Origin of the sequence: Moritella dasanensis ArB 0140, from assembly GCF_000276805.1 — a bacterium.
GTDB lineage: Bacteria > Pseudomonadota > Gammaproteobacteria > Enterobacterales > Moritellaceae > Moritella > Moritella dasanensis.
Genome location: NZ_AKXQ01000008.1, coordinates 1 through 19,909, shown reverse-complemented (window position 1 = coordinate 19,909; position 19,909 = coordinate 1). Strand labels below are relative to the sequence as shown.

Here is a 19,909-nt window from a genome sequence, read left to right as displayed (position 1 = left end):
ATGGTAAACAATATAAAGAAATAATACTCTTCTCTATTTTAAAATGAGTACGTTATGACTGATAGAAAAAGCGCATTAAAAAAAGCAGGGTTAAAAATAACACTGCCAAGAATTAAAATTTTAGAATTGTTACAACTCCCTAGCAGTCAGCATACTAGTGCCGAAGATTTATACAAACAATTGCTTAGCAAAGGCGAAGAAATTGGTCTAGCGACAGTATATCGAGTACTTAACCAATTTGATGATGCAGGCATTGTGACACGCCATTACTTTGAAGGCGGTAAATCTGTTTTTGAATTGGCAACGCAAGACCACCACGATCACCTTGTATGTCTTGATTGTGGCCACGTGATTGAATTTCATGATGACTTGATCGAAGAACGTCAACGTGTAATGGCAGCTGACAACAATATGTCATTACAAGCCCACAGTTTATACCTGTATGGCCGTTCACTTAGTGGCAAATGTGAACATAAATAATCACACGAACTAAATAACAGATAAATAAAAAGGAGCCTATAGCTCCTTTTTTCATGTGTTTTTTTTGTCTTCGAATAACACCAAGCAATAAAATACAATCACTTGGTGTTAAACGCTCAACTTACAAAACGATAAGCAATGCTTAGCCGCGTAAAGAAACAGTACGGTTAAACACAAGTTTATCCGCTGTTGAATCTTTATCTGCACAGAAGTAACCTTCACGTTCAAACTGGTATGCACTTGCAGTTTCTGCAGTAACAAGACCCGGTTCAACTTTAGCTGCTTTAATCACAACCAATGATTCTTCATTCAGTGCTTCTTCTAATGTATCCACACTTGCAGGATCTTCTATTTTAAATAGACGATCATAAACACGTACTTCAGCATCAACAGAACCCGTCGCAGATACCCAGTGAATAACACCTTTTGCTTTACGACCATCACTTGGGTTTTTACCTAGTGTTTCATCGTCGTAAGTACAGTGGATCTCAGTGATATTACCTTCGTCGTCTTTAACAACGTCGTCAGCTCTAACGATATAAGCATTACGTAAACGCACTTCTTTACCTAATACTAAACGTTTGTATTTCTTGTTCGCTTCTTCACGGAAATCTGCACGATCAATAAATAGTTCACGGCCGAATGGCAGAGTACGGTTACCCATTTCTAATTTAGGGTGAGCAGGCGCAATTAATTGCTCTGTTTGATCTTCAGGGTAATTAGTAATCACTAATTTAACCGGATCAAGTACTGCCATTGCACGCGGTGCAGAGTTCTCTAAATCTTCACGGATACACGCTTCTAGCATGCCCATTTCGATTGTATTGATTTGCTTAGTTACACCAATACGCTTACAGAATTCACGAATTGACGCAGCTGTGTAACCACGGCGACGTAAACCAGCAATCGTTGGCATACGTGGATCGTCCCAGCCGCTGACGTGGTTTTCTGTTACTAATGCATTAAGCTTACGCTTAGACATCATCGTGTATTCAATATTCAAACGTGAGAATTCATATTGACGCGGACGGCAATCAATTGAGATATTATCTAATACCCAATCATAAACGCGGCGATTATCTTGAAATTCTAATGTACAGATAGAATGTGAAATACCTTCTATCGCATCAGAAATACAATGGGTGAAATCGTACATTGGGTAAATGCACCATTTATCACCAGTTTGGTGGTGATGAGCACGCTTAATACGGTAAATAACTGGATCACGCATACACATGAACGATGACGTCATGTCGATTTTAGCACGTAAGCTACATTCACCATCAGCAAAACCACCATCACGCATTTTATTAAATAGCGCTAGGTTTTCTTCGATGCTCGTTTCACGGTATGGGCTGTTTTTACCCGGCTTGTTAAGCGTGCCACGATATTCGCGCGTTTCTTCTGAATTTAAGAAACAAACATAGGCTTTGCCCGCTTGGATCAATTCAACTGCGTATTCGAATAACTTGTCAAAATAGTTTGATGAATAACGAACTTCGCCATCCCAATTAAAACCTAACCACTTCACATCTTCTTGGATCGCATGAACGTAATCAATGTCTTCTTTTTCTGGATTCGTATCATCAAAACGTAGATTACACTGTCCCTGGTAATCGTCAGCAATACCAAAATTCAAACAAATAGATTTGGCATGACCAATGTGCAAAAAGCCGTTTGGCTCTGGCGGAAAACGCGTATGCACATTCGTGTGTTTGCCGGAATTTAAATCTTCATCAATAATTTGACGAATAAAGTTCGTTGGACGTACTTCGGCCTGACTCATTCCTTACCTCAAACAGTAAATTTTTAATAAAATAGTGAGCAATGATCTAACAAAATGTCGTCAGACACAACAATTAAATGCGAATGCGGGCCAGTTAGCCTTGTACCAGCGCCATTAACCTTATCTTGGACGGAATCACTATCACAACACTGCCTAAAACATCACCAACCGTTGGTTTATTACCTAAGCTCTAGCAAACAAAGTCATCATGGAGGAATACAATGAAAAAATTAACAATGTCATTGGGATTTACATTGATTGAATTGCTCATCACACTCGCTATTATGAGCATTTTAGTCGGCATGGCAGTACCAAGTTACCAACACAGCTTATTAACGACTCATCGCGATCAAGCTAAAATGAAGTTAACAGTCATCAGCTTATTACAAACAGATAATTTTAGTCGACAGCAACAATACGTTGCACTGAACAATTTGGCAGTCGATCTTAGTAGTAGCAAATACCAATACAGTATTCACATCGCAGCAAACAATCAGTACAAAGTGACCGCAACGGCGATAGATAATCAGCGTAATGATAGTGAGTGTCGAGCATTGAGTTTAGATCATAATTTAACGCGGTTACCAACGCTTTGTTGGTAATAAAAATAGCGGCGTTATAAAAGAAGCGCTGTAACTGAGGACAGCCTTATCTGAAGTAAGGCTTAATCTATGCCGAGAGTTAATGGTAACGCGCTTATTTACTTTTTATCTCTGCGTTAGGGATACATAAGGTGGTTACATTATGGATCAAATTAATCAGTAACACTGAACGTTCCAATCCGTCTTTGCATTGATAAATAGCTTCCATACCTTTGAAGGGACCATCTTGAATGATCACTTTTTCACCTTCGCTATATACCTTCACTTCCTTGGCTGATTTATCTCGGCATGATTGTTTTACTTTTAATGCTTCAACCAATGCAGTAGGCACTTTCGTGTAATTAGCGCCACACTTAACAAAATCAATGACACCACGCGTAGAGCGTATACTGTTGAAATTTGCCGTGTCCTTGTCTATTTCGACAAATAGGTAATTAGGAAACATGACCACATCTATACAAGTCAGTTTATTCCGCACTTTTTTCTCAACTTTCATGGTTGGGAAAAAACTTTCATAACCTTGATTTTCTAGGTTCATTAATGCTCTAAGTTCTTCCTTCCCTTTACAGTACAGCAAGTACCAGTCTTTTTTTATATCTTCCATTTCGACTTGATTATCCTAATCATTATCACCTTTGTAAGTTTACGTAATAATGGTGGAAATTAAAGTTTAAATTTGAATTTGTATAAAGTGCATATATATCAACCATAAACACCCATAACAATAACGCCCAGTTAACATCAATAAAACATCTATCGCTCGTATATAGAACATAAACTCAAATTTAGGTGACTCAGCTCGTACAATCAAGATTTACACTTGTCACTCTCTACCAAAAGGGATATAAAAGAATGAATAGACTGATTAACTATAAATAATCAGCATAAAATTATAAATATAAAAAACAAATACAAAAATACAAAACAGGCGATATTATGAATCCTAATAATTCAGATACATTTATGGGTCACCCAAAAGGTTTGTTCCTTTTGTTCAGTACAGAAATGATGGAACGCTTTAGCTATTATGGCATGCGTGCAATTCTTGTTCTTTTTCTAGTTTCAGTAACTCAAGACCAACAAGCTGCGGCATTATTAACCGACCCTAATTACCAAGGTGGTATGGCTGGTCTAGGTTGGAGCCAAGCTGATGCCCTTTCTCTTTATGGTACCTACACAGGTTTAGTTTACATCACTCCGTTAATCGGTGGTTGGTTAGCAGATAACTTCCTCGGTCAACGTCGAAGCGTGATCATTGGTGGCGTATTAATGGCACTGGGGCAATTCCTTTTATTTGTACCGGTCGAAGCATTATCACTCAGCCCTACAGCGGGACTTTACTTAGGTCTTGCATTCATCATCGCTGGTAACGGCATGTTTAAACCAAACATCTCAACCATGGTTGGTGACTTATATGAAGAAGGTGATAACCGTCGTGATGGCGCATTTACTATCTTCTATATGGGTATTAACTTAGGCGCGTTCTTATCAGGTATCTTAGTTGGTGCTGTTGTTGTTTATACTGGCGATTACAAGTACGGGTTCTTAATGTCTGGTATCGCCATGGTACTGAGTGTTGTATTGCAAAAACTATTTGCCAATAAATACCTCGGTAACATTGGTATAGAAGCCGCGGCTAAAAAAGAACTAGCTGCAAATAAAGGCAAAAAGCCAACATTAACTGCAATTGAAGTTGATCGCCTCAAAGTTATCCTAATCTTAGGCCTATTCGTTATCATCTTCTGGGCTGGCTTTGAACAAGCCGGTGGTCTGATGAACCTTTACGCAAATGATTATACCGACCGTATGATTGGTGGTTTTGAAGTACCCGTTGCTTGGTTCCAATCATTAAACCCGTTCTTCATTATTACCTGTGCACCAATCGTTAGTATGATTTGGATTAAGATGGGACCTAAAGAACCAACATCACCAGTGAAATTTGCAATGGCACTCTTGATGTTAGCTATTGGTTTTGTGTTCATGATCTTTGCAACACTAGAGCAAGGTGGCGATTTAACCGTTAAGACCAGCATGTATTGGTTAGTGGGTGCTTATTTCTTCCATACGATGGGTGAATTATGTCTTTCTCCAATTGGTCTATCGATGATCACTAAATTAGCACCGCTACGCTTAGCATCATTAATGATGGGCGCTTGGTTTGGCTTTAACGCGATTGCCAATAAAGTAGCAGGCATGATTGGTTCGCAAATTGGTGAAGCAGGTCCAATGGCTATCTTCGGCGGTATCGCGATAGCAGCTGTAGTTTCATCACTGATCCTATTTGCATCAGCGCGTAAACTAATTTACTGGATGCACGGTGCAGAAGGGCAAGTTATTACACAAGATACCAACAACCAAAAACCGGTAGCAGCAACAGCTTAATAAAGATTAAAGCTAATTTATAAAACAGTTAAAGAAATGTAAAAACAGCCTCATCATGAGGCTGTTTTTTTATATCTGCTATTTTCATGATAAACTAAGTTTAATCGTTAGCCGTGAGCCAAAAACTTTATGAAACAATTTAATGAATTTATTCCCCTGATCGTCTTTTTCATCATGTATAAAATGTACGACATTTATGCAGCAACCGCTGCGCTAATCGTAGTCACAGCCTGTACCCTGCTCTTTACTTGGATTAAATATCGTAAAGTTGAAAAAATGCAATTAATCACGTTTGCGATGGTGACTGTGTTTGGTGGTATAACCTTATTCACGCAAGATTCAAGCTTCATTAAATGGAAAGTAACCGTTATTTACTGCCTATTTTCAATTGTATTATTAGTTAGCCAGTATGGTTTCAAGCACAACCTGCTGAAAAAAATGCTCGGCAAAGAAATGGTGTTACCTGAGTTTGTATGGTCACGAGTGAATACGGCATGGTCTATTTTCTTTCTTGCGCTTGCAGGTCTTAATCATTACATTGCATTTAATATGTCAGAAGAGATATGGGTGGACTTTAAAGTCTTTGGTGTCCTTGGCATCATGCTTGCCTTCACACTACTCACCGTCGCTTATCTCTATCGCTACATGCCAAAAGAAAACAGCGATAATAAATAGTATGAATAAAAAGTGTTAATGAATAACACTGAGTGATAACTGACTATCATCTATCTGAGTACTGCATTTTATTGAACAATGACGAATTCATTGAATGCAGTGCTTGTTCTAATCCCCCCGTGAATAGCACCTGATTAACGCCCTCAGAATACCTAATACTTCCTTCATACTGCTAATTTGAACTCCTATATAATTCCTTATTCAAAGATGTGACCACCAACACAGCGAGGGCATTATTGATAACAAATAAACCCATTATTACTACAGTTTGACCCTGTAAGCAGTATTAATTGTTATCACTATAAAGGAATATAAATGTTAAAAAAAATGAATCGTTTCGCATTGTACATTGCCGTTACCGCACCTTTACTTGTATTTTCGCATGTGAGTGCAGAACAAATTACAATGCCGGAACCAGCATCCATAAACATGGCTGTTGGTACGACAACCGAAACAACCGCATTTGATCTAAGCCATTCCGCCATAGCAGGAACTACGCTATTAATGCCAGTCAATATAAATACCGCCAGTGAATCAGAACTGAGCGCGCTGCCCGGTATTGGCGCTTATAAAGCCGCAAAAATAATACAGTGGCGTGACCACAATGGTGAATTTGTAACGACGACAGATTTAGCGAGCGTAAAAGGCATAGGACAAGCAACCATAACTAAGTTGGCAGGTAAAATCAGTGTGACTGACTTATAGCAGTGTTTTAGGTAGATAGTACTGTTATAAACACATGCTACTGCTATAAACATATAGCGCTGTTATAGATATAAATAGCCTGCAGCTAATGAAGTGACCCCAATAGTTAGAAAACCAATTATTGGGTTTTTTTATGTCAAATTTTCATTTAAAAATCAAGTCGAACCAATTTACAACAGCTTAAACCGAGCTGTTATAACCTTAAATTGGTTCGACTTGTTCATGATGTATGAAGAGTTAAGAGTTAGGATCAACCTTAAAAGCATCGTGACTGAATAATTGATTCAAAATATCAGCTTCGCTAACACCACCAAAACTGGCAGAGTCGATATTATTGAGAACAATATGTTGGTCATTATTTGCTTCTGTTTTAACGGTAAGATTTACGTTTCCATCTGCATCAAAGCTTGCCGCCAAATCGCCAGAATCGGTGTGGGCTAATAAATCATCCATGGTAAATTTATCATCATCACCATCAGATAATATTTGCGATAAATCAAGTTGGTCTTCATCCAGTGTAAAATCAGTAATCGTATCAGTGCCAGAGGCACTCTCTTCCCACGTAAACAAGTCTGCACCGTTACCGCCGGTTAAGATATCGTCACCTTCACCGCCAGAAAGAATATCGGCACCATCACCACCAATTAACGTATCACTCCCATCAAAACCGTATAGGCTTTCACCGCTATCACCTGCATTTAAACTATTACTGACTCCATTACCAAAATTATCGGCAACATCAAGCTGTCCACTGTTAAGTAATGCACCTAATTTGTCTTCATTAGACATGCCTGCAGGATCATTCCCTAAAAGCACTGATTCAGCCACACCATTGAGCACAATATTTTGAACTAAACCACCTTGGTCATCGTAAATTTCAAGCGTCGAATCTGCGCCATTTCCCGTCAGCTTGATAAGACTACTCAAATCGCTCAGCGACATAGCGTCATATGCACTGAAAGCATTTGTTAAATCAATGGTATCGAGACCCACTTCAAAGTCCATGATGTTATCTGTAGCCACATTGCCTACCGTTCCAAAGTCTCCGGTTTGCCATACAAAGGTATCTTTAGCGCCATCACCAGAGCCATCTTGAATACCGCCCCAAAGAATATCGTTACCCGCACCACCAATGAGAATATCAGATGCCGTACCACCAATTAAGATGTCATTGCCAGCACCGCCGAATAGTGTTGCTTCAGCACTACTATCAATCACCAAGTTTGCTGCATCAGAGTTAGATGAACCTCCTATCTGATTGCCCGTATTAGCGAGGTTATCGACCACAATATTGATATCCACAGGGGTTGATTCCGCTTTGCTACCATCGGTTTCTTCTGACACAGCAACAACTTCTAAGTTGTTCTCACCTTCACTTAAGTTAATGACATGTAAGTCAGCGAGATCGGCCTCTAATACGACCCAAACACCGGCGCCCATATTAGTTCCAACAGGTTGACCATTGCTATCGACTAACTCCCCAGCACCTAAATTACGAACCTCAATGGTCAGAAGTTCTGATGCATCGGTGACAGCCGCCATCAATCCCAATAATGGAATCATGGTGTTCATCGAAGCACGTATTGCACTGGTCTGAATAAAACTATTATCCAGTGATAATGTTGGCACATCAGCTTTTGGGGTTACCGTGACAGAAACTTTACTGATTGCCGTATGCTCATTACCCGAGCCGACATTACCACCATCATAGGTCGTCATGGTCAGCTCATCAACACCGCTGAAATTATCGTTACCTTCATAGGTAACGCCATTGTCCAATAGCGCATTAATGTCATCCATTGAGCCTGTAATTATCACAGCGTCAGTTCCCTGACCTGTCACAGCAACACTGCTTCCATCAGGAATAACAACACTCAAAATACCGTTAGCCACATTTAATGTGACGAACATAGACCCTGTCGAACCAGCTTCTCCAACATCGACATCACTGATCTGCATACCTGTAATCATGGTATTACCGTCTTCTTCTGCAGCTGTCACAAAACCAGGTACCGTATTCACTGGTGCATCATTCACAGGATTAACGGTTATCGTAATGCTATCGCTGTCAGTCAAGCCTTCAGCAGGACCAGTACCAGCGTTAGCCTGATCATTTGTTGTCATGGTTAGGGCATCTTCACCATTAAAATTAGCATCTCCGGTATATTCCACACCACTCGCGAGTAGCGCATTGATATCATCAAGGCTGCCCGTAATGATTAATGTCTCCGAACCTTCACCTGTTACAGTCAACCCTAACGCTGCCCAATCAAAGCTAGCAGGAACACTTAGGGTTCCATCGCCGACATTCAGGGTGACGGTCATTTCACTACCAACCGTGTCATTAACGTCAACATCAACCACTTTCAAGCTGGTAATTAATAGCGGCACATCTTCATCAGCGGTTAAATCACTTGGGTGAACATTAACCGGTGCATCATTTTCAGCTTCAACTTCGATATGGATAGTTTCATCTATCGCGATGCTATCTTCGGCTACAACACCGTTATCCACAGCGCGGATATCAACATTGATATTACCGTCCCAATTCGCACTGTTCGCATCACCAGGGTGGAAAATCAACTTATCAATATCAGAAGACTCAACAGTCACAACCCATATACCACCACCCATGTTAGTCACGCTACCCGCCACACCATCAGGTAGAGCAATCGAGCTAGAATCAGGCACATCACTCAAGGTAATTTGTAAGCCTTCAGGTCCTTTTTCTGTTACATTTATTGCTGAACCGCTGTAACTATTTGTATCATCAAAAGCTTCAACATTTAGGATTAAATCAATGCCTGCCGTGTTGTTCTCTGTGCCCGATGCTTCTATTTCAACATCAGTGTCCACACGGTCTGCCACTGGTTGCACGTCAATGGTGATACTGGTTGAATGCTCAACCACTTCCGTTAACGAATCTTCTTTGCTGTAAACCACCACATTTAATTCAACTTTACCGCTGAAATTCTCAGGTGGAATTACTTTAATATTATCTAAGTTGAAAGTAGTCTGACCCGATGGTAGCGAAATACTCCACTCACCATTACTGTTGTTTGCCGCTCCTTCAATAGTGAAACCATCTGGCACCCCCGTCAGTTTCATCGACAGAATTTGTTCAGAACCATCAACATCGACAATCGTTCCACCAATACCAACAAGCGACACACCGCCAGCATCTTCTTGACCGATCACAACTTTATCGGTGCCTGTCCAGTTCACCGCGTCGTTAACGGCCACCACCTCAAAGTTCACATCAGTCGTGTAAGAGCCGGTATCAGTTGCTGAACCACCAATTTGATCGAAGTCCGCCGTATCCGTAATGTCGACTTTCACCCCAACACTGACTGAACCACTGAAATCTTCCACAGGACGGAATTGAATATTGCCCAATTCACTTGCTGGTAGCGTAATTTCAGAAACTAATGAACCATCAGTGCCAACAAAGAAGCCTTGCGCTGCATCAACCGTCAGAGTAACTGACGTTACCGTTTCTAACCCTTCATTTAAAGAGGTGCTGCTATCAGCAAGCACCACACTCAAATCAAGCGTAATATCACCATCTTCATACGCGACACCTACGTAATCATGATCAACACTACCATCTGTTATTGGCTGTTTGTCACTGTCTAACCCACCGGTCTTAACGACGCTAATTTTGATTTCCGGCGTATTATCACCTGTTTGTGAATTACCGGGAATATCGACAACAGGAGTCACTTGCACAGGAATACTGCCAATGACCTCTTTAACATCGCCACTCACGGTATCTGTCGTCACATACTTAACGTCAAGCTCAAAATCACCAGCAAAATCTTTCGGCAATGACATACCAACCGCAGAAAGATCAACTTTACCATCTAAGCCAACTGCCACATTAAACACATATTCACCGGTTTCATAGTTAAATTCCGCACCCGTGATTGACGCACCAGGGGGTAAATCGGCAGCGCTAATCACTAAGGTGAATACATCACCTACAGAATCTACAGTGTTAACAGAAATGAAGGCCTCTAATTGGTCACCAAAATTAAGACGGGTATCTTCGGTGCCAGTGATGATCACATCGTTATCAACATCGATATTTCCTGCTAATAGGGTGCTACCTGAGGAGCCTATGAATTCAAGTTCAATATTTGCGTCTTTTATCACAGTGTTGCTCGAATCACTCTCACTGTTATCACCCAGGTCGCGAATCTCAGCTGAAACTTTTACATAAACGGTTGAGGCCTGATCTTCTGTTGCTGTAATTTTCAGATTACCTAATTCAGATTGAGGTACGGTCCAACTGCCATCACCATTGTTTATGCCTCCTGCCACAAAAAACTGATCCAAAACAGCTTGTTCGGTTATCGTATTACCATCAGCATCGACGAACGTAATGATGACTTTTTCAATCACTTCATCACTGCTTAAATCATCTTCGATAAAACTTAAACCGCCCGTAAACGTCTGGTCACCTGTTGTATTAACATTGATGTCGATTACACCATTTGCATCACTGGTAATGCTATTTGTATACGTTACAACACCGTCAACGTCAGTTTCTACAATTGCTAATATTCCATCGTCTTCCACAACAGCATCAATGTTGACATTAAGTATACCTACTATTTCGGTTTCCTTAGCGTCCGCTGATGAATCAACATCATCTTCAATGACTGTAATTTTCGTTTTCAATATGAAATCAACATCAGAATCTTCAAAATCTTCACGAGCTTTTAGGTATATTGATTCTGCAGGATCAAATCTAGGGGTAACTTCAGGGTCATCAGCAGGGTCATTCGAGAAGGTGATTTTTCCATCAACAGGATTAAACGATTTAGTACCGATGAGCAAATAATATCCATCAGGAACATCAGCAAACTCCAGACCAATAATCATTTCTTTACTGTCAGTGAGTTCAGGCTTCCAATTCAATTCAATAAGACCATCTTCAAGTCCGGTTGACTCTGTGGTATATGTAAGCGGCGCATCAATAACCGGAACAACATGGACAACCAAGTTACCGTCAAACGATTTACTGTCACCGTCATTCTCTGTCACGACTAAGCGCACAGCAAGATCAATATCAAGCGTGCTGTGTAGTGGTGGAGTAATCGTAATGCCATTCAGCGTACTCAATTTCACTTCGTATTTCGGATTACCATTGTCATCAGTACCGACATACACTAGTGCTTGTACATTACCGTTCGCATCAAAGATCTTAACGCCTTCAGGAATATTCGAGATCACCAAGGATAAGGTTTCTGAAGTGTCTGTAATACCATCTGGAATCTTGGCAATTTCTCCAGACATCACACCAAAATCAAACTTAGCTTCACCATCTTCTGAAATCGTTGTTTCAAGTCCTATGCGATCATCAAGTAATGGGGTCCAAGTGGAAGTATCTAATTCAAAACTAGGTTTGTCCGCAACACCCGTTAAGTCAACTTCAATTGTTTGACTACCAGTAACAAATGCATTCACCACATTTGTCGTTGTGCCATCAGGCTGTGTTACTGTGCCAGTGTCTTTTACAACACCTTCGACAGTAAAGGTGAAGTCAACATTACTTTCTGGTGTTGGTTTTAGCTGCAGGCCATCAATAGCATCGTATGCAACTTCATAATAATCCTCACCATCAACTTTATTTTGTATATCCCCACCAAGCAGCAAGATAGCACCTGTCGGTAAGCCTGATATACGCACAAAGAGTATCTCTGAATTATCAGTATTATCGTCTTGAGGAGTTAAGAATATGTGATCTTTCAAGTTAATCAGAACATCTTCATCTGATTCAATACGCTTCACTTTAATGGTTGCTTCATCAGCATCAGGATTGACATTGATGATGATTTCTTTATGTACAGAGTCAGCCGTATCTTTATTATCACGCTCTTCACTCTGCGCGTATACATCCAATTTAATGTCGCCACTGAAGTTATCAGCAGGGTCGACTTGCACAGAACCGATATCGGCAGCAGCCACTTTATAGATACCAGAACCAATCGATGTTTCGACTAGGTTGTCACCCACTAACGTGCCATCACCTGTTGTGATCGTAATGAAGTAATACAGATCTTCTGAACTTGTGTTAGCGCCATCATCATCTTGAAGTACGGCAGTCAAGTTCAAGTCAACGTTATCCGAGTCTTCCGTCACCGTATAGTGCTCGGTAGTATTTGCATCATCCCAGGTTGGAATATCTGCTACACCATCAACTGAAATAGTGAATTTCCCATCCATATTTGGATGAGTAGAACCATCACTATTGACGATTTCAGCACTTACATCGAAGGTAAGTTTGCCACCATCTATCGTAAAGTCAGAACCTATTGTCGAGAAGTCAGAATCAGGTAAAAATGTCACACCACCTAGTGTATAAGTGACACCATCGGCTTGAAGCTCAAATGCAGCAGCAGGAATAGTCACCTTTCCATCGGTATAAGCTAAAGTGATGATAGTGCCATTACCATCATCGTATATGAATACACCATGTGCGGGTGTTGGAGCAGTAATCGTTACATTACCCACCGCTTCACCACGATCTAAATCCCCTACATTGATATCCATATTAATGGTAATACCGTGGTAATTTGAAGCAATCGTATCTGAAGCACTACCGTTATCTTCTAGGCCAGTGCTATTCTGCGTTGTTAACTTGGCGTCTTGATCGCTGATTTCTAACGTAATCTTACTCGTGTCAGTATCACCATCACCATCGGTAATTTCCACATCAATGAGTTTCGTTACATCTTCAATGGCATGGTCTAGATCACCATTAGCACTGAAGTACGTTTCACCTTCAGCTGTAATCAACAACGTTCCCAGAACCTCATTGCCTTCTTTAACTTCGTATAAGTAGTAATCGCCCGAAGTAGGTAAAGAATCAATAGGGATACGAACGTTATCTACGATTAAGGCCGTGACCGTCGCATCATCCGCACCTTCACCTACTATTGATAACACATCCTCTAATGTAGACGTGCTACCTTCAACCATATTTAAGGTAACATCAGTCGCAGTTGGCTCATCATCTTTAATCGTAACAGGTACATTAACGGTATTACTCTTATCACCATCTTGGTCAATAGCTTGTACCGGTAAAGTAATTATTAGTTCATCATCAGTTGCACCACCTTCTTCGTGGTCAACATTACCTCTAAGAATAAACTTATATTCACCACTATTACTCAGTGTAATAACAAAGATAGTCGTATTGCCAACCTTACCGATGTAATTACCATTGTTACTATTGTAAGACAGCGTGATTTGCTGCCCATCCGACATTAACACACCAACGTTTTGCTGATTAAAGGTCGCAACATCAATAACGAAATCAGTAACTTCATCACTTCCGCTATCAACAGTAATTTTCCCTTTCGATTTTTCGTCTTTGCTTGATGGATCTGAACCTTGATGGTTTTGGTTATTACCATTCAAAGCACTTTCATTGACAGACATCGACTCAAAACCTGTAATCACAGGGGCCACACCATCATTGATGGTCACATCCACGGTAACAGCAGTATCTAATTTATCACCATCGGTATCTGCCACTTGAACAGGCACCTTGATGCTAATCTTGTCACCATCCGTTGATACCATGCCGTCTGCATTGCCATCTTTATGATCAAGCGGTTGATTTTGTGTAATGCTAATGGTGATATCTACATCATCACCATTAGGTCTTTGCACAGCACTAACAACCACGGTCATCACTACAACACCTGCGGCTACACCTGTTAATGTGCCCGTGTTTTCGTTGTAGGTGAACGCAATATCCTCACCACCCGCCGTTAATTCATTTTGCAGTTCTGTAATTAATGCCTCAATAGTACTGCTATCGATTTCTACAGAATTAGGATCTAATCGGTCGACACCAGCAGCGACACGAATAGTGGTGAAATCAGACACAGGGTAAGAGGATTCACCCACACTTGGCGTTAAATTCCCTTCAGTAATTGTAATAGTACCTGTTTGGCCACCAACTGCATTAGAACCATCATTGACCACGATTTTAATATGGCCCGGCACACTGGTATCACCATCTTTATCGTCCGCTAATACATTAAGAATGATGTTTTCATTATCACCCGCTTGGTCGTCAATTTGGTCAATCGATTGTTTTTGCTGAACTGTATAGTTACCGTCGATATCAACCGTGATGTTCATGACCACTACATTGGGCTTACTATCTAGAGTGACAACAATCGAACTGCCATCAGCACTCACCGTGTAGCTGGTTGAACCACCATTACTGGTTAGACCATTCAACGAAGATTGCGTATTGTCAAAGTACACCTTAACAACCTCGTCACTACCTGTGTCGACATCTATTTGACCTTTGACGAGCCCTGCATTATTTCCATCTTTTAAATTAACAGTGCTGTCTGCAACAAATTGGGGATCATCGCCATCAGTAATAGTGACTTTCACATCCACTGGTAGCGCAAGATCATCGCCGTCAGAATCCGTTATTTGTACTGGAATGTTGACCTTGATCGCGTCATCACCTACATTAACGTAAGTGCCCGAGCCACTGGTATGATCCAATGGACCACTTTGCTCAATAGCCATTACCACGTTGATATCACCGTTCGCTAGTTGCGTTGGCGTCAGTGTTATCTGTAAAATGTCTGTGTTCCCGGTCTGTGTCATACCCGTAATAGTAATGACACCATTAGCATCAACGATTAGCGTAAACGTTAATGGCGCACCATTTGATGTTAGACTGTTCAACTCAGTTAAGAGGTCAGTTTGTACATCAGCTTCAACACGCGTCGTGCTTGAAACCAGATTGTCAGTGACAGCCTCAACCTTAAAGCTACCCCCCCCTGTTGATGGGTACGCTTTATCTTTAGCCGGGTTTTCAAGATCGCCTTCTACTACCGTTAGGTTTGCAGTAACATTTTCACCAGTTGCATCTTGACCATCTTTGATGCTAATAATGATTTTACCGATATTACTAACATCACCATCTTTATCGGTCGCAGTAACACCTAAGCTCAGGTCTATCTTGTCGTCTTTTGTACTATCTTGATCAAGTGGTTCGTCTTGCTTAACTGCATACGTACCATCGTTATTCATGGTGATGGTAAGCACTGGATCATTATTATTTGTACCGCCGTCAATCGTTACCGAAATCACATCACCATTAACGGTGTACGTTGTTGCTTGACCGTTAGTGGTTAAGCCATCAAGTGATGCCTGCACAGCCTCAAACTCAACCTTCTCAATTGCATCACTACCTATATCAAGCTCAATAGAACCTGATACCGTTTGGCTATTTTCGGTTTCTGTAATCTCTGTGACATCATCAGCACCAAACACAGGATTATCACCATCTTGAATGGTGATATCTACTTTAGCAGCAGTCTTTAGATCATCACCATCGGTGTCTTGCACTTGTACTGGCACGCTGATAGTAATGTCATCACCATTGGTTTTGACAAAACCATCGGTATCGGTTGGATTATTATGATCCAGTGGCAGATGCTGTTTAAATTCAACGTTCACATTGATATCGTCACCCACTTGAGTGCCTGATAAAGTGATTGTGACAGCTACATCACCACCAGGGGTCGTACTGCCGACTAAAGTCGAGCCATCTACACTGAGCACGAAGTCTAACTTTTCACCACCCGACGTTAACTCCAACTCTAATTCATCAATCAATGCTTCTATTTGTGCCGAATCGATGTTCACTGATGTTGGGTCGAGGCGATCTTCTCCTGCCGTTACCTTAAAAGAATCTGACGTTGTTTTAGGATAGGTCGTTCCGCCCGTTTGCGTCTCAAGATCCCCTTCAACTGCAGTCATTGCGTGACCTTCGCCACCAGTTGCATCACTGCCATCTGCAATTTCAATGTTAATGATGCCGCTAGCAGTATCACCATCATCATCTGTTACGGTCACTTTGATTGGTAAGTTCAGCAGGTTATTAATATCTTGATCTAATTCGCCAGTGATTTTCGCCGTGTAAGAACCACCGTTATTAATAGTGACTTCAAGTACAGTCTTACCATCACTGTCTTTCAGCAGTAATACCTGACCACTCACTTCAACTGTCGTTGCAAGCCCATTACTGGTGACATTTTCAAAGCCTGATTGCATATTTGCATCATCAAATACGATAGATGCAATCTCGTCACTGCCCTTATCAACAACAATACTGCTTGAGATAACTTGGCCTTCTTGAGTTTCTTCGTTCAGAGAAATACCAGTATCAACACCAAATGATGGCAATTGACCATCTTTGATCGTTACCGTAACAACCGCAGGGTTATCTAAGCTATCACCATCGGTATCTTTACCTTGCAGAGGAACATTGATTGCAATGCTGTCACCATTTTCGCTGACATATCCAGTACTATTCCCCAACGCGTTATGATCCAGAGGGAGAAGTTGATCGACTGTTACTGTCACAGTCACATCTTGACCAGCTTGTACCGCTGTCACGGTCACGCTAACTGCAATGTCACCATTTGGAAGCTTACCAACTAGCACACCATTTTCGAGTGTAAATGCCAGAGGTTCACCACCAGAAGTTAATTCCGCTTCTAGCTCAGCAATTAATGCTCCGGTGTCATCGATACCGACGGTGTTGACATCAAGACGATCTTCACCTGCCTTCAGCGTGATATCCGTCGTTGCAGAGACTGGGTAACCATTTGGATTTGAATCGGGCTCAATAATTTCCATACTAACAGCTTCACCACCACTGCCATTTACACCATCGGTAATACTGATTTTCATCTCGCCTGATGCTGTGTCTCCGTCTTTATCGGTTGCTATGACCCCCAAGTTCAAATCAGTAGATAGGCTATCTTTTTGATCAATGGGACCTGTTACTGTCACCATATACTTACCGTCTGTATCAACAGTAATCACCATGATTGGCTGATCACTGCTATCAAATAATGTAATGGTGTTATCTGTCACGTCATAGGTCGTAAGGTTACCGTTGCTGGTAAGGCCGTCGAGATCAGTTTGGTTCTCAGCAAAGACTAATGTTGCAATCGCATCTGAACCCACATTCAGATTCAGTTGCCCTTCTACAGCTACATTGTTATTCGATGTTTCATTTACAACAATGCCAGAATCAATACCAAACGATGGATTTTCACCATCTGTTATCGTGATATCTACATTAGCTGGTGCATCTAAATCATCCCCATCGGTATCGGTCGCTTGCACTGGCACATTGATGTGAATTTCATCATTAGCGGACGTTATGTAGCCGCCGATGTCGCCAGTATTAGTATGATCTAACGGGACGTTCTGCGTGATGGTCACCGTGACTTTCACGTCTTGACCTTGCTGCTCGCCAGATAAAGACACCGTCACAGCAACCTCACCGCTTGGCAATGTACCAACCAAATTACCGCTGCTATCGACTGTAAAGGTTAGCTTTTCGCCACCAGAGGTCAGTTCGGCTTGTAGTTCAGTGATTAACGCAGCTTGTAACGCAGGATCGATAACAATCGAATCAGGAACAAGACGGTCTTCACCCGCCTTGATTACAAACGAGCCTGATTGTGATGCAGGGTAAGTGGTATCAGTATCGCTTGGATTAACGCCATCACCCGCAACGTCTAAGTCGCCTTCAGCCAGTGTTAGCACACCGTCATCGCCACCCGCGGCATTACTGCCATCCGTGAGGGTAATATCCAATATGCCGTCAGTGCTATCGCCATCCTTATCGGTGGCAGTAACGTTCAGGTCAATATTGACCTTATCACTCGCGTCTTTTTGATCAACTGGACCAGTCACAGTGACTTTATACGAACCGTCAGTCGCGATGGTTACTGTCATCACTGGCTTACCAGCACTGTCCAGTACCGTCAATGTATTACCAACAAACGTGAATGTAGTCGCCTGACCATTACTGGTAATGCCTGCAAGACTTGGTTGATTTGATTGGAATTCAATGGTTGCGATTTCATCAGAGCCCACATTCAATGGAATCTGACCTGAAATTATATTGCCTTTCTCGGTTGACTCATTAATAGTCACGCCAGAATCAGAACCAAACGATGGATCTGCACCATCGGTGATGGTTATATCTACATTGGCTGGGCTACCTAAATTATCACCATCAGTATCTGTCGCTTGTACTGGGACATTAATGTGAATTTCATCATTAGCGGACGTTATGTAGCCGCCGATGTCGCCAGTATTAGTATGATCTAACGGGACGTTCTGCGTGATGGTCACCGTGACTTTCACGTCTTGACCTTGCTGCTCGCCAGATAAAGACACCGTAACTGCAACAACGCCGTTTAATGCACCGACAAGATTGCCGTCGCTATCGATATCAAAGGTCAGAGCTTGGCCACCCGAGGTTAGTTCAGCTTCTAGCTCTGCGATTAACGCAGCTTGCAAAGCGGGGTCGATAACAATTGAATCAGGAACAAGACGATCTTCACCCGCTTTAATCACGAATGAACCCGATTGTGATGCTGGGTAAGTGGTGTCTGCTCCGCCTACACCGTTACCATTAACATCTAAATCACCTTCAGCCAGTGTCAGTGCACCGTCATCGCCACCTTCGGCATTACTGCCATCCGTGAGGGTAATGTCGAGTGTGCCATCAGTCTTATCGCCATCTTTATCTGTGGCAGTCACACCCAAATCAATATTGGTTAATTCACTGTCACCTTGGTCAACAGGGCCGGTGACAATCACCTCGTATGAACCGTCCGTCGCGATAGTTACCGTCATCACGGCATCGCCCGCGCTGTCGAGTACGATTAAGGTATTACCAACAACGCTAACCGTGGTCGCTGCGCCGTTACTGGTGATCCCCATTAATCCAGGTTGGCCTGCTTGAAAGATAATGCTGTCAATCGCATCAGAACCCACATTCAATGGGATCTGACCTGAAATTGTATTGCCTTGCTCGGTTGACTCATTAATCGTCACACCAGAATCAGTACCAAACGATGGATTTGCACCATCTGTTATCGTGATATCGACATTAGCTGGCGCATCTAAATCATCACCGTCAGTATCGGTCGCTTGCACTGGCACATTGATGTGAATTTCATCATTAGCGGACGTTATGTAGCCGCCGATGTCGCCAGTATTAGTATGATCTAACGGGACGTTCTGCGTGATGGTCACCGTGACTTTCACGTCTTGACCTTGCTGCTCGCCAGATAAAGACACCGTCACCGCAACAACGCCGTTTAATGCACCAACAAGATTGCCGTCACCATCGACGCTAAAGCTCAGTGCTTGTCCGCCCGAGGTGAGTTCGGCTTGCATCTCTGCGATTAACGCAGCTTGC

At 41.9% G+C, this 19,909-nt stretch carries 8 protein-coding genes; 5 read left to right on the top strand and 3 right to left on the bottom strand.

The window, feature by feature from the left end:
* Positions 1-54 precede the first annotated feature (54 nt).
* Positions 55-480, top strand: coding sequence for a ferric iron uptake transcriptional regulator (gene fur / locus A923_RS0108165; RefSeq protein ID WP_017221179.1), 426 nt, complete (start codon positions 55-57; stop codon positions 478-480).
* Between the two features lie 142 nt (positions 481-622).
* Here the strand turns inward: fur and glnS are convergent, their stop codons facing one another.
* Positions 623-2,266, bottom strand: a complete 1,644-nt coding sequence (gene glnS, locus A923_RS0108160) for a glutamine--tRNA ligase (protein WP_017221178.1) — start codon at positions 2,264-2,266, stop codon at positions 623-625.
* Between the two features lie 221 nt (positions 2,267-2,487).
* Between glnS and A923_RS0108155 the strand changes: the two genes are divergently transcribed.
* Complete coding sequence (locus A923_RS0108155; RefSeq protein ID WP_017221177.1) at positions 2,488-2,868, top strand: type IV pilin protein; 381 nt, start codon at positions 2,488-2,490, stop codon at positions 2,866-2,868.
* 94 nt (positions 2,869-2,962) lie between these two features.
* Here the strand turns inward: A923_RS0108155 and rfaH are convergent, their stop codons facing one another.
* Positions 2,963-3,472: a transcription/translation regulatory transformer protein RfaH gene (rfaH, locus tag A923_RS0108150; protein WP_017221176.1), complete on the bottom strand. Its 510-nt coding sequence runs from the start codon at positions 3,470-3,472 to the stop codon at positions 2,963-2,965.
* 332 nt (positions 3,473-3,804) lie between these two features.
* On the opposite strand from rfaH, the gene A923_RS0108145 reads away from it, so the two are divergent.
* From A923_RS0108145 to A923_RS0108135, 3 genes are all read left to right on the top strand, one after another.
* Positions 3,805-5,250, top strand: coding sequence for a peptide MFS transporter (locus A923_RS0108145; protein ID WP_017221175.1), 1,446 nt, complete (start codon positions 3,805-3,807; stop codon positions 5,248-5,250).
* 129 nt (positions 5,251-5,379) lie between these two features.
* Positions 5,380-5,925, top strand: a complete 546-nt coding sequence (locus A923_RS0108140; RefSeq protein ID WP_017221174.1) for a septation protein A — start codon at positions 5,380-5,382, stop codon at positions 5,923-5,925.
* A gap of 315 nt (positions 5,926-6,240) precedes the next feature.
* Entirely contained in the window at positions 6,241-6,630 is a 390-nt protein-coding gene (locus A923_RS0108135; protein WP_017221173.1) for a ComEA family DNA-binding protein, read from the top strand.
* A gap of 237 nt (positions 6,631-6,867) precedes the next feature.
* On the opposite strand, the gene A923_RS22970 is transcribed toward A923_RS0108135, so the two are convergent.
* A complete protein-coding gene (locus tag A923_RS22970; RefSeq protein ID WP_237716190.1) occupies positions 6,868-19,887 on the bottom strand; it encodes a T1SS-143 repeat domain-containing protein in 13,020 nt (4,339 codons plus the stop codon).
* Positions 19,888-19,909 lie beyond the last annotated feature (22 nt).

What these genes read in the sequence shown, in the direction of transcription:
- rfaH (WP_017221176.1), bottom strand. Translation starts at nt 3,472, where the DNA reads ATGGAAGATATAAAAAAAGACTGGTACTTGCTGTACTGTAAAGGGAAG.
- A923_RS0108155 (WP_017221177.1), top strand. Translation starts at nt 2,488, where the DNA reads ATGAAAAAATTAACAATGTCATTGGGATTTACATTGATTGAATTGCTC.
- A923_RS0108145 (WP_017221175.1), top strand. Translation starts at nt 3,805, where the DNA reads ATGAATCCTAATAATTCAGATACATTTATGGGTCACCCAAAAGGTTTG.
- fur (WP_017221179.1), top strand. Translation starts at nt 55, where the DNA reads ATGACTGATAGAAAAAGCGCATTAAAAAAAGCAGGGTTAAAAATAACA.
- A923_RS0108140 (WP_017221174.1), top strand. Translation starts at nt 5,380, where the DNA reads ATGAAACAATTTAATGAATTTATTCCCCTGATCGTCTTTTTCATCATG.
- A923_RS0108135 (WP_017221173.1), top strand. Translation starts at nt 6,241, where the DNA reads ATGTTAAAAAAAATGAATCGTTTCGCATTGTACATTGCCGTTACCGCA.
- glnS (WP_017221178.1), bottom strand. Translation starts at nt 2,266, where the DNA reads ATGAGTCAGGCCGAAGTACGTCCAACGAACTTTATTCGTCAAATTATT.
- A923_RS22970 (WP_237716190.1), bottom strand. Translation starts at nt 19,887, where the DNA reads ATGCAAGCCGAACTCACCTCGGGCGGACAAGCACTGAGCTTTAGCGTC.